At 70.7% G+C, this 15412-nt stretch carries 8 protein-coding genes, 1 tRNA gene and 1 other RNA gene; 3 read left to right on the top strand and 7 right to left on the bottom strand.

All coding sequences use genetic code 11. The annotated features are described in order from the left end of the window. The 4 genes from FV223_RS07115 to FV223_RS07100 all read right to left on the bottom strand — a co-directional run. Positions 1-6723 (bottom strand): type I polyketide synthase (locus tag FV223_RS07115; protein WP_187276082.1); only part of this gene is annotated, 6723 nt, incomplete at its 3' end. Positions 6724-7043: 320 nt separating this feature from the next. After that, positions 7044-8372, bottom strand: a complete 1329-nt coding sequence (locus tag FV223_RS07110; protein ID WP_147726145.1) for a UDP-glucose/GDP-mannose dehydrogenase family protein — start codon at positions 8370-8372, stop codon at positions 7044-7046. Between the two features lie 165 nt (positions 8373-8537). Further along, on the bottom strand, positions 8538-10646 hold the full coding sequence (locus FV223_RS07105) for a glycosyltransferase family 2 protein (protein ID WP_147726144.1): 2109 nt from the start codon (positions 10644-10646) through the stop codon (positions 8538-8540). A gap of 55 nt (positions 10647-10701) precedes the next feature. Next, positions 10702-11748 carry a hypothetical protein gene (locus FV223_RS07100; protein WP_147726143.1) on the bottom strand — a complete coding sequence of 349 codons (1047 nt, stop codon included), beginning with the start codon at positions 11746-11748 and terminating at the stop codon, positions 10702-10704. 235 nt (positions 11749-11983) lie between these two features. Here FV223_RS07100 and FV223_RS07095 point away from each other — a divergent pair. Next, positions 11984-12058, top strand: a tRNA-Val gene (locus FV223_RS07095). Between the two features lie 203 nt (positions 12059-12261). On the opposite strand, the gene FV223_RS07090 is transcribed toward FV223_RS07095, so the two are convergent. After that, positions 12262-12657: a TIGR02300 family protein gene (locus FV223_RS07090; protein ID WP_147726142.1), complete on the bottom strand. Its 396-nt coding sequence runs from the start codon at positions 12655-12657 to the stop codon at positions 12262-12264. 178 nt (positions 12658-12835) lie between these two features. On the opposite strand from FV223_RS07090, the gene FV223_RS07085 reads away from it, so the two are divergent. Further along, positions 12836-13024, top strand: a complete 189-nt coding sequence (locus FV223_RS07085; RefSeq protein WP_147726141.1) for a hypothetical protein — start codon at positions 12836-12838, stop codon at positions 13022-13024. 130 nt (positions 13025-13154) lie between these two features. Here FV223_RS07085 and ssrA read toward each other — a convergent pair. Then, positions 13155-13526, bottom strand: a transfer-messenger RNA (tmRNA) gene (gene ssrA, locus FV223_RS07080). 93 nt (positions 13527-13619) lie between these two features. Here ssrA and FV223_RS07075 point away from each other — a divergent pair. Beyond that, entirely contained in the window at positions 13620-13892 is a 273-nt protein-coding gene (locus FV223_RS07075) for a DUF2312 domain-containing protein (protein ID WP_147726140.1), read from the top strand. 53 nt (positions 13893-13945) lie between these two features. Here FV223_RS07075 and FV223_RS07070 read toward each other — a convergent pair. Beyond that, positions 13946-15412 (bottom strand): GMC family oxidoreductase (locus FV223_RS07070; protein ID WP_147726139.1); only part of this gene is annotated, 1467 nt, incomplete at its 5' end.

Raw genomic sequence — 15412 nt, 5'->3', positions numbered from 1 at the left:
GGCCAGCGCCGGCAGCCCCCGGCGGCGGCGCTGGCGGGCCAGCCCCTCCATGAAGCCGTTGGCCGCGACGTAGGCGCCCTGGCCGGGATTGCCGATGAAGGTCGTGGCCGAGGAGAACACCACGAAGTAGTCGAGCGCACGGTCGCGCGTCGCGGCGTCGAGGTTCTGGGCGCCGATCACCTTGGGGCCGATCACCGCGTCGAGCGCGGCGGCGTCCAGGTTGGCGATCAGGCCGTCCTGCAGCACGGCGGCCGCATGGATCACGCCGGCGAGCTTGCGGCCCGACGCCTCGATCCCGGCGAGCAATGCATCCACCGCGACGCGGTTGGTGATGTCGCACGGCGTGGCCGCGACCGTCACGCCGCGGGCGGTCAGGTCGGCGACGACGGCCTTGGCCTCGTCGGACTCGGCGCCCTTGCGGCCGACGAGGAGGAGGTTCTTCGCGCCGCGTTCGGCGAGCCAGCGGGCCGCCACGCCACCGAAGCCGCCGAGGCCGCCGGTGATCAGGTGGACGCCGTCGGTCGAGACCGTGAAGGGCGTGTTGCGGGCGGTGAGCACGCGGCCGGGCTTCGGTGGCGCGATCACGATCTTCCCGACGTGTCCCGATTGCTGCATCAGCCGGAACGCATCCGAGGTCTCGTCGGCGGTGAACGGCTGGTAGGGCAGGGGCTTGAGGCCGCCGTCGTTGAACAGGGCCATCACCTCGCGGAACATCCGTGCGCCGTCGTCGCCCTGGTGCTGCAGCACCTGGTCGAGGTCGACGCCGAAGTAGCTCAGGTTCCGCCGGAACGGACGCAGGCCGATATGGGTGTTGGCGACGTAGTCGCGCTTGCCCAGCTCGATGAACCGGCCGAACGGCTTCAGCGCGTTGAGCGAGCGCTCCATCGCCTCGCCGAACAGGCTGTTCAGGACCACGTCGACGCCGGTGCCGGTGAGCGCGCGGATATCGTCGACGAAGGCGAGCGAGCGCGAGTCGAGCACGTGCTCGGCGCCGAGCGCCTTCACCAGCGCACGCTTCTCGCGCGAGCCGGCGGTGGCGATGACGCGGGCGCCCTTGAGCTTGGCGATCTGCAGGGCGGCGAGGCCGACGCCGCCGGCACCGCCGTGGACCAGCACCCATTCGCCGCGGCGCAGCCGGGCGCAGGAGACCAGCCCGTAATAGGCGGTGAGGAAGGCGACCGGCACGGTCGCCGCCGCCATCGGATCGAGGCCGGCGGGCGAAGGCGCGACGACCAGCTCGGGCACGACGATGTGGGTCGAGAAGCCGGACTGCGCGAAGGCCACGACCGGATCGCCGACCTTGAAGGCCTGGACGCCGGCACCGACCGCGACGACGCGGCCGGCGCATTCGAGGCCGAGGCGGGGGCCGGCGAAGCCGTCCTCCAGGATCTCCTCGGGCAGCATCGAGAGCGCCCAGAGCACGTCGCGGAAGTTCAGGCCGGTCGCCTCGACGGCGATCTCGACCTCGCCGGCACCCGGCGCGCGGCGGATCGCCGGCCCCCAGACCATCTCGTTGAGGCCGCCGGTGTTGCTGCGCTCCAGGCGGGCGGCCTCGGCCGGCACCGCCTCGGGATCGATCCGCCGGAGCGTGTGACCGGGACGGAAGCGGATCACCCGGGTGCGGTCGTCGTCCAGGACGATCTCGGTCTCTTGCGTGCCCGAGAGGATCAGGTCGCGCAGGCGCTCGGCCGCGCGCTTCGAGCCGATCTCGGGGGCGAGGTCGATGCGGCGCACGTCGAGCGTCGCGATCTCGTTGGCCAGCGTGCGCGAGAACGCCCAGACCCCGGCCTCGACGGACGCGGCCTGCCCGCCGCCGTCGCGGGTCGCGCCGGGCGAGACCACCCAGAGCTTGGTCTGGCGCGCGCCGAGATGCTCGGTGCAGCGCTTCAGGCTAAGGCAGCGTTCGCGCAACCGCGCCGCGGCATCGCCGCCGCGGGTGAAGGCGCCGGCCAGGAACACCACCGTGTCCGGGGTCTCGCGCTCCAGCTCCAGCAGCGAGGCCTCGGAGTCGAGGATGATCGAGACGTGCACGCCGGCGGCGACGAGCAGGGTCGCGAGCGACGAGGCGGTCTCGGCGGCGAACTCGTCGTCCGAGCCGATGACGAAGGCGAAGGTCTGCGCGGCGGCCTTGCCGGGCCGGGGCGGCGCTTCGGCGACGAGCAGGAGGTCGTCGCCGTTGACCGAGGCGGCGCGGTCGACCGCGACGCTGACGAGGCCGGTGGCGCTGAGGGTGCGCTGCCAGCCCGGGATGTCGTCGAGGCGGCCGACCGGCATGTCGCCGAGCCCGGCCTCGAACCAGCCGGGGATCAGGCCGAAGACGAGGTCGCGGAACAGCGAGGCGCCGGGCTCGACCGCGAGCAGCAGGCCGCCGGTGGCGAGCGCGTTGGCCAGCCGCTGCGGCAGGTCGCGTTCGCCGCGATGCAACGCGCCGCTGGCTAGGATCAGGTCGAAGCCGGCCGCCGGAAGGTCCTCGGCGGCCTCGATCACCGCGACGCCGCGGGGGAGGGCGAGGCGGGCGCGCTCCGCAAGGCGCCGGTCGGTGTCGAACACCGTGAGGCGCGCCTCGGCGGATTCGGCGAAGGCCGCGACCTGGGCGGACAACGGCCCGAAGCCGACCTGGAGCAGGCGGAGCGCCCGGTCCTTCGGCAGCATGCCGCCGCAGGCCTCGGCGATCCCGGCGACGACGTCGGCCGAGGCGCGGGCGGTGGCGCTGCGCAGGGTGAACGCGTCGAGCGCGTTCTGCGGCAGGCTCGGAGCCTCGGTGAGGGTGCCGGCGAGCAGGCGGTCGACCAGGGCGCCGACATCGGCCAGCAGGACCAGCTCGGCCGACAGCTCGGGATGGTCGGCCGCGATCCAGCGCATGATCTCGGTCGGCGCCGGCAGCGCGTCGCCGTCGCCGAGACGCCAGACGTCGCCATCCTGCTCGGCGAGCCCGCTGCTTTCGAGGGCGTAGAGCGCGTTGACGAGCCACGGGCGCATCTCGTCCGGGACGCGCGCGTCGATCGCGACGGTGGCGCCCTGCTTCAGGCCGGAGGCGAGGCGGTAGGCGAGCGAGGTCGCCCAGCCCTCGAGCAGGAGATGCCCGGGCGAGAGCGGGGCGCCGGATGCGGCGCGAGCAGCCTTGGCGGCCGGCTTCAACAGCGCGGCGATGCTCGACCGGCGGTCCATCGCGATCGCGGTCGGCTCGGTCGCGAGTTCCGCCGCTTGCGTGATCGCGTAGGCGGCGAGGTCGCCGCCGCCCTTGGCGCGCAGCGCCTGGAAGCGGCCCTCGCGGATGGTGGCGACGACCTCGCCCTCGGCGTCGAGGATGGTGAAGTCGGCCAGGATCGAGCGCTCGTTGCAGCGCCGGGTCCGGATGACGGCCCGCGCGATCGTGGCGCCGGGGCGCAGCAGCCGGACCTCGCCGAAGCGCACCGGGATGTAGGCCTTGCCGGCATTCTCGCCGAGCAGGTCGGCGAACAGCAGGATCAGCCCGTGGAAGCAGGCGTCGAGGCGGGCCGGCACGAGGCCGTAGCGCGGGTCGGCCTCGGCGGGAACGAGGTCGGAGACGATGGTGACGTCGTCGATCCGGGCGCTCGCCGCGACCTGGCGGAAGCTCGGGCCGAAGCCGAGACCGGCCGCCTCGGCGCGCAGGTAGAGCTCGTCGCCGGTGAGCACGTCCTCGGACGGCATCTCGACGTCGGGCCGCACCGGCGGCGCGAAGGTGCCTTCGACGATCTTGGCCGAGGCATGCAGCTGCCACGGCGACGGGGTGAGCCGCGGGCGGCTCAGGACCTGAACCGCGTTGCCGGAGCCCGACATCCGCACCGCGACCTCGCGCAGGGCCTCCTCGCCGAACACCATCGGGGAGTGGATCTCGAACTCGGCGAGCACGACGTGGTCGCTGCGCAGGGCCTCGCGCACGGCGGCCAGGGCCATCTCGACGAAGCCGGCGCCCGGCATGATCGCCTGGCCCTCGATGCGGTGGTCGTCGAGCTCGGGGATCGTGGCGATGTCGGCGAAGCCGTGCCATTCCAGGCCGTCGACCTGGACGCGCGAGCCGATGAGCGGGTGGTACACGCGCGGGGTCGCCGCACCCAGGCTTTCGGTGGTGTCGCCGAGGCGGAAGGGGCGGCGCTGCCAGGGATAGGCCGGCAGGTTCAGGGCGCCGGCCGGCGCGTCGCCGAAGACGGTCCGCTCGTCCACGGCCGCGCCCTGGACCAGGGCGGCCGCCAGCGCGCGGGCGATCGGATCGCCGCCGCTGGCCTTCTTGTGCATCACGCCGACGGTGGCGTTGTCGATGCCGAGCGGCTCGATCGCGTCGCCGATATGCGACATCAGCGTCGCGCGCGGGCCGACCTCGACGAAGATGCGGGCGCCCTGGCGGGTCGCCTCCTGCACCGCCTCGCAGAAGCGCACCGGCTCGCGGATGTTGCGCCACCAGTAGGTGCCGCCGAACTGGCCGCCGTCGAGCACCGCGCCGGTCACCGTCGAGACCATCGCGGTGGTTCCGGGCGACGGCTTCAGGCCGGCGAGGTCGCGCAGCAGCGGCTTCTCGGTCGGGTCCATGAACCGGCCGTGGAAGGCGTAGTCGAGGTCGAGCTTGCGCCCGCGCCGGCGCTTGCGCGACAGCGCCTTGAGCGCGGCGTCGATCGCGGCGACGGGCCCGGCCACGGTGACGGCCTTGGGGCTGTTGTAGGCGGCGATGTCGAGGGTCGGGTAATCCTCGAGGAAGCCCTCGACCTCCTCGGCCGGCATCAGCAGCACCGCCATGGTGCCCTGGCCGCGCGTCGTCTCTTGATGATGGCTGCGGTAGAAGATGACCCTTACCGCCTGCTCGAGGCTGAGGATCCCGGCAGCCTCCGCCGCGGCGATCTCGCCGACGCTGTGCCCGAGCACGAATTTCGGCGCGAGGCCGGCCGCGCGGAGGGCGGTGGTCGAGGCGCTCTGGATCGCGAAGATCAGCGGCTGCGAGACGCTGGTCAGTGCCAGGCGCTCGTCGAGGTCCTCGGCGTCCAAAGCCGCCTTGAGCGACCATTTCGAGTAGGCGGCGAACAGCGTGTCGATCCGGTCGAAGGCCGCGCGGAACACCGCGTTCTCGGCATAGGCCTCGCGGCCCATCCCGGCCCACTGGCTGCCGTTGCCGGAATAGACGAAGGCGACGTCGGCCGCCCGGTCGATCGCGGTGCCGGTGAGCGCGACGGCCGAGTCCTCGGCCTCGCCGATGGCACGGAGCTCGGCGGCGATGTCGGCCTTGCCGTCGAGGGTGATCGCGAGGCGGGACGACAGGCGCTCCCGACGATGCGCGGCGCCGGCCGCGATCCGATCGGCCTCGGCAGGGCCCGCGGCGTCGAAGCGATCGGCATAGTCGAGGGCGAGCTCGTTGAGGGCGGCGCGGCTCTGGGCCGAGAGCAGCAGCACCTCGGGCGCGCGGGCCGCGGAGGCCGGCGTGGCCACCGGGGCCGGATCGGTCAGCACGACGTGGGCGTTGGTGCCGCCGAAGCCGAAGGAGTTCACGCCGGCGAAGCGCTGACGCGCGCCGCGCGGAATCGCCAGCGCCGTCTGCACCACGTGCAGGTTCATCTCGGCGAAGGGGATGTCGGGGTTGAGCTCGGCCGAGTGCAGCGACGGCGGCACCAGGTCGTGCTCGAGGGCGAGGCTCGCCTTGAGCAGGCCGGCGAGGCCGGAGACCGGCTCGGTGTGCCCGATGTTGGTCTTGATCGAGCCGATCGGCAGCGGGCTTTTGCGGCCCTTGCCGATCTTGCCGCCGATGGCGGAGGCCTCGATCGGGTCGCCCACCGGCGTGCCGGTGCCGTGGGCCTCCATGAAGGCCATATCGTCGAGGTCGATCTCGGCCTCGCGGTAGACCTGCTCCAGCAGCGCGCCCTGCGCGTAGCCCGACGGCAGCGAGATGCCGGTGGTGCGCCCGTCCGAGTTGACGCCGGACGCGGCGATCACGCCGCGCACGGTCGAGCCCCCGCGCCGCGCGGCCTCTGCCGATTGCAGCACGAGCACCACGCCGCCCTCCGAGCGGACGTAGCCGTCGGCGGAGGCCGAGAAGGCCTGGCACAGCCCGGTGCGCGACAGCATCTGCGCATTGGAGAAGCAGATGAAGTTGAAGGGGCTCGCCAGCACGTTGACGCCGGCCACGACCGCGGTGTCGACGCGGCCGGACCGGATCGCGGCGACCGCGTTGTCGAGGGCGACCAGGGAGGACGAGCAGGCGGTGTCGACGGTGAAGCTCGGACCCTTGAGGTCGAAGATGTACGAGATCCGGTTCGACAGGATCGAGAGCGTGTTGCCGGTCGCCGCGTAGGCGTCGCCCGACGGCACGTCGAGGATGCGCAGGTTGCCGTAATCGAGCGACGAGGCGCCGACGTACACTCCGATCGGGCTGCCGGCGACGCTCGAGGGGCGCATGCCCGCATCTTCCAGCGCTTCCCAAGTCAGCTCGAGCAGGAGCCGCTGCTGCGGATCCATCTGCTCGGCCTCGCGCGGCGAGATGCCGAACACCGCCGGGTCGAACGACCAGATGTCGTCGAGGACGCCGGCGGCCCAGGTGTAGCTCTTGCCGCGCTCCTGCGCCCGCGGATGCCCGAAGCGGTCCAGGGACCAGCGGTCCCCGGGAATGCGGCCGACGGCGCAGCGCGCCTCCGTCAGGAGCTGCCAGAGACCGTCGACGCTCGGCGCGCCGGGGAGCCGGCAGGCGCGACCGACGATCGCGATGTCAGTACGTTGTGTCACGTTTGATTCGCACACGCTCGTTAACGGAAAACGGTTCAGTCGCCGGCAAGACAGCCCCCGGGCCGATGCTTAGTATGGCGCTAAATCGCTGTCCAACCTGAGGAAGGGACGACGGCATCGAAGTGGCCGATTTGCGGTCGGCTGTGGCGAACGTTCATCAACCTAAGCTTTGCCGCACACTGATATCACCCCGCATCTGAGCCGATGAAACCGGGTGAATTTGTGTTGAGACCGCTGCATGATTGCCGCACGTCGCAACGACGTGCCGCCTGTCCCCAGGTCGGCGATGCGATCGCCATCGCGGGACGCGGATTGCCGGCTCAATCCAGCCGCGCTCGGCGATCGAACGCACGCCCCACGCCGGCGTAGCGGAAGCCGAGGCGCTCGACGTCCTGCACGCGATAGACGTTGCGAAGGTCGACGAGGACCGGCTCGGCCATGGTGGCGCGCAGGCGTTCGAGATCGAGCGCCCGGAACGCGTTCCACTCGGTCACCAGCACCAGGGCGTCGGCGCCCTCCGCGCAAGAATAGGGATCCTCGGCGTAGGCGATGTCGGGCAGGAGCCGGCGGGCCTGTTCCATCCCCTCGGGATCGTAGGCGCGCACGGTGGCGCCGGCATCCTGCAACCCCGCGACGATGGCGAGCGAGGGCGCATCGCGCATGTCGTCGGTGTTCGGCTTGAAGGTGAGGCCGAGCAGCGCGATCGTCTTGCCCCGCACCGAGCCACCGCAGGCCTGGATCACCTTGCGCGCCATCGCGCGCTTCCGCTGGTCGTTGACCGCGACCACGGTCTCGACGATCCGCATCGGCGTCCCGGCATCCTGCGCGGTCTTCACCAGGGCCAGCGTGTCCTTGGGGAAGCACGAGCCGCCGTAGCCCGGCCCGGCATGGAGGAACTTCGCGCCGATGCGGTTGTCGAGGCCGATCCCGCGGGCGACCTCCTGCACGTCGGCACCGACCCGCTCGCACAGGTCGGCGATCTCGTTGATGAAGGTGATCTTGGTGGCGAGGAACGCGTTGGCGGCGTACTTGGTCAGCTCGGCCGTGCGCCGTCCGGTGACCAGGATCGGCGCGGCGTTGAGGTAGAGCGGGCGGTAGACCTCGCGCATCACGCCCTCGGCGCGCGCGTCGTCGGTGCCGATGACGATGCGGTCCGGCCGCTTGAAGTCGTCGATCGCCGCTCCCTCGCGCAGGAACTCGGGGTTGGACACGACCCCGAAGGCGGCATCGGGCCGCGCCTCGCGGATGATGCGCTCGACCTCGTCGCCGGTGCCGACCGGCACCGTCGATTTGGTGACGATCACCGTGTAGCCGGTGAGCGCGGCGGCGATCTCGCGGGCGGCCGCGTAGACGTAGCTCAGGTCGGCGAACCCATCGCCGCGGCGCGACGGCGTGCCGACCGCGATGAACACCGCATCCGCCTCGGCCACCGCCGCGGCGAGGTCCAGCCCGAAGCCGAGCCGGCCGCTGCGCACGTTCTCGGCGACCAGCGCCTCGAGGCCCGGCTCGTAGATCGGCATGCGACCGGCGCGCAGCGCCTCGATCTTGGCCGGGTCCTTGTCCAGGCACACCACCTCGTGCCCGAAATCGGCAAAGCAGGTCCCGGAGACGAGGCCGACATACCCCGACCCGACCATGACGATTCGCATGCAACCTCCGTCGTCGGCTCGGGTGCGATCGCCGATTGCACTGCAGCATTACCCCGGATCGGACGTCCAGGGAACAGGCCGGAGAGCGCCCGCATCGGAACGCGTGCCGGGGAAGGCCGCAGACCTGCGTCGTCTTCTCGCACGGCCCACGATCCCGGCCACGGCTCAGAGCCGGTAATGCCCGGAAATCCGTGACAGATTGATGTTGTAGTAGGGATCGGCGCGCAGTCGCGCGCCCCAGCGCGCCTGCATCACCGCCGTCTCGCGCTCGAACCGCGTCCACTTCTCCGGAGTGTCCTCCGGACCGCGACTCTTCGACTCGTGGTGGACGAGGGCGGCGAAGGGCGTCCACACGATCCGGTAGCCGGCCGCGCGCACGCGCAGGCAGAGGTCGACATCGTTGAAGGCGACCTTGAGATCCTCGGCGTCGAAGCCGCCGAGGGCGGCGAAGACGTCGGCGCGCATTGCGAGGCACGCCCCCGTGACCGCCGAAACCTCGTGCGCCATCGTCATCCGCCCGAAATAGCCGGGCTCGGTACCGTCGAGCCCGAGATGGCTGTGACCGGCGACGCCCCCGATCCCGAGGATCACGCCGCCGTGCTGCAGCGTCCCGTCCGGGTAGAGCAGCTTGGCGCCGACCGCGCCGATGTCGGGCGCGAGCGCGATCGACACCAGCTCCCGGAGCCAGCCCGGCTCGATCACCTCGACGTCGTTGTTGAGGAAGAGCAGCACCGAACCCGTCGCGGCCGCCGCCCCGCGGTTCGACAGGTCCGAGAAGTTGAACGCGCCGGTAACCGGGAGGACACGCAGGCGCGGATCGTCCCGGTATCGTGTGAACAGGGCGTGGGTTTCGGGCTCCCGGCTGTCGTTGTCGACGACGATGACCTCGATCGCCGGATAAGCGGTCCGACCGAACAGGCCGTCGAGGGTCACGCGCAGCAACTCGGCACGGTCCCGCGTCGGGATGATCACCGAGACACGGGGTACAGGATCGGGGAGGGGGCGCACCAGCCGGTTGAAGCCTGCGGGCCCACGCTCGGCCCGGCCGCCCCAAGGGGCGACGACCTCGGCGAGCGCCTGGAGGCGGGCCACCTCGGCGCGGGCGAGCGCCCGGTCAGAGAAGGTGCCAGAACCGCCCGCCGCCCGCCAGTGATACAGCACCGCCGGGATGTGCCGGATCCGGGCGGGATCGAGCCCGTCGGTGAGGCGAAGGAGCAGGTCGTGATCCTGGCTGCCCTCGAAGCCGGGGCGCAGGCCCCCGACGGCGCGCAGGGCCTCGGTGCGGATCACGGTCAGGTGGTTGATGTAGTTCTGCCCGTACAGCAGCTCGCGATCGAAGTCGGCCTTGAAGTGCGGGTCGAAGCGGCTGCCGCGGCGATCGATCTTGTCCTCGTCGCTGTAGATCAGAACGAGGTCGGGATCGATGCGGATCGCCCGGACAACCTCGTAGAGGGCATGGGCGGGGAGCGCATCGTCGTGGTCGAGGAAGGCGCAGAACGGGCCCTGCGCCGCCGCCAGCGCGTCGTTGGTCGCGCGGGCGATGTGCCCGTTCTCCGACCGGCACGCCACGCGGATCCGGGGATCGGAAGCGGCGAACCGTTCGAGCAGCCTCGGGACCGCTGGGTCGGTCGAGGCGTCGTCTACGACGCAGAGCTCCCAATGCGGATAGAGCTGGGCCTGGACCGAAAGCAGCGCCGTGCGCAGGACCTTCGGAGCCGGATCGTAGACCGGCATCAGGATCGAGATCAGCGGCGGCGTTTCCCAGGCCGAGACCTCCGCCCGGATGCGGCGGCGCTCGGCCGGGTCCAGGGTGTCGGCTCGCCGGATCCAAGCGGCATAGCCGCTCTCGGTCCGGTGCCGCAGCGCCCGATCGAGGAACCCGCGCCCGCGCACCCGTTTTCCGAGGCTGCGCCAGTACACGGCCTGCACCGCGAGCCCAGGAGCACGCGCGAAGGCGCGGGCGACCAGGGCCGGACGCGTGCGGCGTCGAACGGTGATCCGGCTCGGATGCGGCGGCCTGCCGTCGGCGAGGTTCGCTATCCGTAGGGCGCGGATCGCGGCCGGGACCTGGCCGGTCCAGGTGGATACGCCGCCGCCGATGGCTTCGTCGGCGAGCGGCACGCCGGGCCGGGCATCGTCGGTGACGACGAGGCTCATCAGCGGGCGTGCCTCGCGGGGGGCGGCCGGGTCGTCGTACAGCGTGATGGTCACCCAGGCCCCGTCGAGGCCTAACCCTGCAAGGTCGAGGCGCAGCCCGTCCGCGTCGCGTTGCATCGCGAGCGTCCGCGTCGGTCCGCGTCCGAGGACGGTAGCCTCGATCTCCGCCACCTCAGTGATTCCAGCTCTTAGCGAGGGACATCAGCACCGCGTCCGACATGGCGATGTCGAACACCAGCATGTCGGCGACCGCCTTCACTGCGCGGAGGCGGTCGGCCAAGGCCAGCGCCTCGTTCGAGATCGGAACCGGCGCCGGCATCGGCACAATGCCCTCCAGCCCGATCTGGTCGAACAGGGTGGAGGCAAAGGCCTCGAAGTAGGTCCTGTGCCCGACGATGCCGAGGCGCGCGAGGATCTCGATCGCGACGATGGAATTGCCGGGGTGCAGACGGTCGTCGGGTAGGCGCGTGCCGAGCTGGCGGGACAGGGGATTGTAGAGGAGGTGATAGGCCGGCTCCGGGAGCATCCGGAAGAAGCGCTTCAGGCTCTTCGGGTCGGCGTAGTCGTACGCGTCGACGAACAGGGCCGCCTCGGCGTAGCGGCCGATCCGCCAACCGGCATCCTCCTCGACCGCGGTCCGCGCCTTCAGCCACAGCATGCGCGTCGCCATCTCGACGTACGGGTCCTGGACCAGGATCGCCGACAGCATGCGCTCGGGTGGGAAGTACTGCTCGTAGCGCGGCACCACCAGCGCGCCGGACAGGAGCTGAGACGTCGGCGTCATGTTTCCCAGAACGCTGCTCACGATCTCGTCGGACAGCTTGTGGATGCCGAAGTAGGATTGCTGGAAGTACGGGAACAGCGCGTTCTGCAGTCCGACTTCGGCGTGGATGCCGGTGTTGATCAGGAGCACCCGCCGGTCGATCAGGCGCTCGCGCGGCACGCGCCGGTGGACCAGCACGTTGGTGTCGGCGTCGTAGAGTTCAAGGACCGGCATCGTCGAGAGGCCCGGCACCTCGGCGTCCCGCAGCTCGAAGACGCATTGCCCGGTCGAGTGCCAGCCGTTGTGCTGGAAGGCAGGCTCGGTGATCGTGGCCGCGACCTCAGCCAACCGCCGGCCCTCGACGGAGACCACGACTCGGCTCACCGCCAGAGGGTTGTCCGGGACGATCCAGCCGCGGATCACGTCGCCGTTGTCGTAGTCGATCAAGAACCGCATGTTCCATCGCTGCCGCGCCCGTGCTCCGGGCCCAGTCCTGAGCGAGGCGTCGCGCGCCGCCCGGGACCGCGCCATAGCGCATTTCCGTGGTCGTTGCAGCGCCGCCAGACCGGGCGAGCGGACAGGCGGCCGTCTCAGGTGGCAGGCTTCGCGGCCTCAATCGTCCAATGCGGCTTGCGCCGCCCCACGGCGGAGGCTATAGGCCCCCCACACCGAAGCGAAACGGCTTCGGCGAGGGCGCGTAGCTCAGCGGGAGAGCACTTCCTTGACATGGAAGGGGTCACAGGTTCGATCCCTGTCGCGCCCACCATTCCGCTTTCGTGGAATGATCGACGAACGAAGCGAGGGCTCCGCAGGGGGCCCTTTTTTCTTGGCCGAGGCGTCGTTTCGGACACGTTCCTAGGAGGACGCCGACGATCGCTCATCCCGACATGCGATCGGCTCGACGCACCGGGGGTGCATCGAGCCGGATCCTATCGCGGGGATCGAGCCGACCCGACCCGTCGCGAACGCTCAATCGTCGTCGTCTTCCTCGACGTCGACGAGATCGGTGGTGTCGTCGTCCTCGTCGTCGACCACGAGGGTATCGTCGTCGGCGGTTTCGCCGTCGGCATCCGGCTCGATGACGTCGTCGACCTCGGTGTCCGTGTCGGTATCCTTCTCGGTCTCCTCGGCCTCGACCTCGTCGAGGGAGACCAGTTCCGGACCGGCGGCATCGGCCTCGTCGTCGTCGGCGACCGGATCCTTGCGGGCGGCGATCGGCGCGGACCGGCTGGCGAAGGGGGTGAGGGCGGCGGTCGGGACGACCTCGCCGGAATAGGGGGAAACCACCGGATCACGACCGAGGTCGTAGAACTTCCTGCCGGTCGTCGGGCAGATCCGTTTGGTACCGAGTTCGGGACGAGCCACGTGCGCCTTCCTGTGTCAGTGCGATCAAGCCCCGTGATGTCGCGGGTTTTCGCGCGGTGTCAATTCATGTCGCTCGATGCGCGCATGGCGGCCCTGCATCGAAGACCGGAAAAAAGCAGTCCGGAACGCTGTCGGCGTCCCGCTCGTTCGGTCTCCACATCCAAGGAGGCCAACGCTCATGAAGATCGCCAACCTCGCCGGCCTGCTCGCCCTCGGCGCGCTCGCCCAATCCGCACCGGCCGAGGCCAAGGGCTGCATCAAGGGTGCCATCGTCGGCGGCGTCGCGGGCCATATGGCCGGCCACGGCAAGATGGGTGCGGCCGCGGGCTGCGCCATCGGGCACCACAACGCCAACAAGAAGCGCTGAGGGCTTCGCAGCGCTCGGCCCCGCCGTTTCTCGCGACGGCGGGGCTGCGAGCGCACATGCCGGGCCGGTTGGCCTGGCGCATCGAGCACGTGAACGCCGACGAGAAGGGAAAGGTGGGTCCCAGGGCCGAAGCCCCGGGTTCTGTTTCGACGGTTACCCTACCGCAAGATGCTTACGCCGCGAGGCGGGCATCCATGACAACGTTATCGTTGGCATTTAGGATTTGGTCAGGTGCCCGAAACGGGGGTTGCCCGCGTCGAACCGGTCGAGTCCCTACCGACAGTCGCATCGTACCTCACCGGAGTGAAGCTGAACTCGCGATCCCTTTACCGCCCAGTCGAACCTATTTCGCCCCCATCAGAAACGCAGCTCGGTCAGGCGTCGCCCACTGCGTTCGTGGTGGAGGCGCCGGAGTACTGCCCTCCGGGTCCTGAAACGTTATTACGAACCGGTCATCAACCGCACCTCTGATATAGCCGGTCCCCGGCCGAAAATCCAGATCCCTCGTGCGGCGGTGTGCGGTCTCGCCTTAACCGTTCGCTCACCCCGATGCGCGACGAGCCGGCCGTGGCTTCTCGCGAACAGAGGTTCTTGGATGACCGACACGATTGGGATCGCCGGCGACCGCATCCGCTCCATCATCGAGCGGGTCGAGCAGGTCGACGAGGAGATCAAGGCGCTGATGGAGGCGAAGAAGGAGATCTTCGCCGAGGCCAAGGGTGAGGGCCTCGACGTGAAGATCCTCAAGGAGATCATCCGCCTGCGCAAGCTCGACCAGGATGCGCGCGACGAGCACGAGACGCTGCTCGACGTCTATATGCGGGCCATGGACGCTCCCGCCCCGAAGCCCGAGGCGATCGCAGCCTGACGTCGCGCGATCGGTCGCTCCGACGGGGCCCGCCGCTGGCGCGCCCCGTCGGATCAGGCCCCGCTCAGCACCTTCTCGGCACTGCGCAGGCTGAGCGCCATGATGGTCAGGGCCGGGTTCGCCGCGAGCGAGCTCGGGAAGGTGGAGCCGTCGCAGATCCACAGGTTCGGGACCTCGAAGGATTTTCCGAACGGGTCCACGACGGCCTCGTCGCCGTCATGCCCCATGCGGCAGGTGCCGATGGTGTGGGCGACCCGGTCGAGCGCCCAGATGTCGCGGGCGCCGGCCCGCGTCCACAGGTCGATCATCAGCTTCGTCGCGTGGGCGTTCAGCCGCTCCTCGTTGTGGCCGTAGCCGAAATCGATCGTCGCCTTGCCCATGCCCAGGGCGTCGGTCTCGTCGGAGAGCGTCAGCCGGTTGGCATCGCACGGCAGGGTCTCGCCGTTGATGCCGATGCCGGCGACGTGGTTGTAGTCCGCCAGGTAGTCGCCGAGCGCCTTGCCCCAGAGCTTGCGGCCGCGGGCCACCGAGTTGGCGAAGGTCAGCGGCGCGACGCCGAGGCTCTGGACGAGGTAGCCGCCGACGAAGTCGGCGTCCTTCGGCCGGATCATGTCCTCAGTGATCAGCGACGACGGGTAGCCCCGGTTGGGCCGCGTCTCGGCGTCGAACGTGCCCCAGACCTGGGTCGCGACGTGACCCATGTAGTTGCGCCCGACCTGCCCGCTGCCGTTGGCCAGCCCCGTATGCAGCAGCAGCCGCGCGGTCTCGACTGAGCCGGCGCAGAGGAACACCTGCGCGCAACGCTGGCGGCGGTCGACGCCGCCCTGCCGGTAGACCACCGCGGTGATCCGGCCGTCGCGATCGCGCTCGAACCCGTGGGCCCGCGCCTCGGACCGGATCTCGGCACCGTGGGCCACCGCCAGGGGCAGGTAGGTCACGTCCATGCTGGTCTTGGCGCCGTTGCGGCAGCCCTGGTGGCAGTAGCCGCAATTGATGCAGGCCGGGCGCAAGCCCCCGCCCTCCTGCGCGAAGTCGCGGGAGACCACGGCCGCGGGCGCATCGGTCGCGCGGATGCCCGCACCCTCGCAGGCCTGCGCCATGATCTGCGCCGACGCATTGCGGGGCACCGGCGCGAGGGGGTAGCGACGGCTCGCGTCCCACGGATAGCTCTGCGGGCCGGAGACGCCGATGAAGGCCTCGACGCGCTCGTAGAACGGCAGCAGCTCGTCGTAGCTCACGGGCCAGTCGACGCCCTCGCCGGTCTCGGTGCGGATCATCAAATCGCGCTGGTCGGCGCGCGGGCAGAACGCGCCCCAGTGCAGGGTCGAGCCGCCGACGCCCGTGCCGCTGTTGTTGCCGCCGAAGGCTTCCGGGGTCGAGCCGCCGCTCAGGCGCTCGTCGGTCCAGTAGATCTCGTCGGCGAGCGTCTCGTCGAAGGCGAAGCCCTTGGGGTCGAAGTTCGGGCCGGCCTCGAGGGCGACGACGCGCGATCCGGCGGCGGCGAGGCGCGCCATCAGCGG

Source organism: Methylobacterium sp. WL116 (assembly GCF_008039455.1).
GTDB lineage: Bacteria > Pseudomonadota > Alphaproteobacteria > Rhizobiales > Beijerinckiaceae > Methylobacterium.
This window is presented reverse-complemented; position numbering and strand designations above follow the sequence as displayed.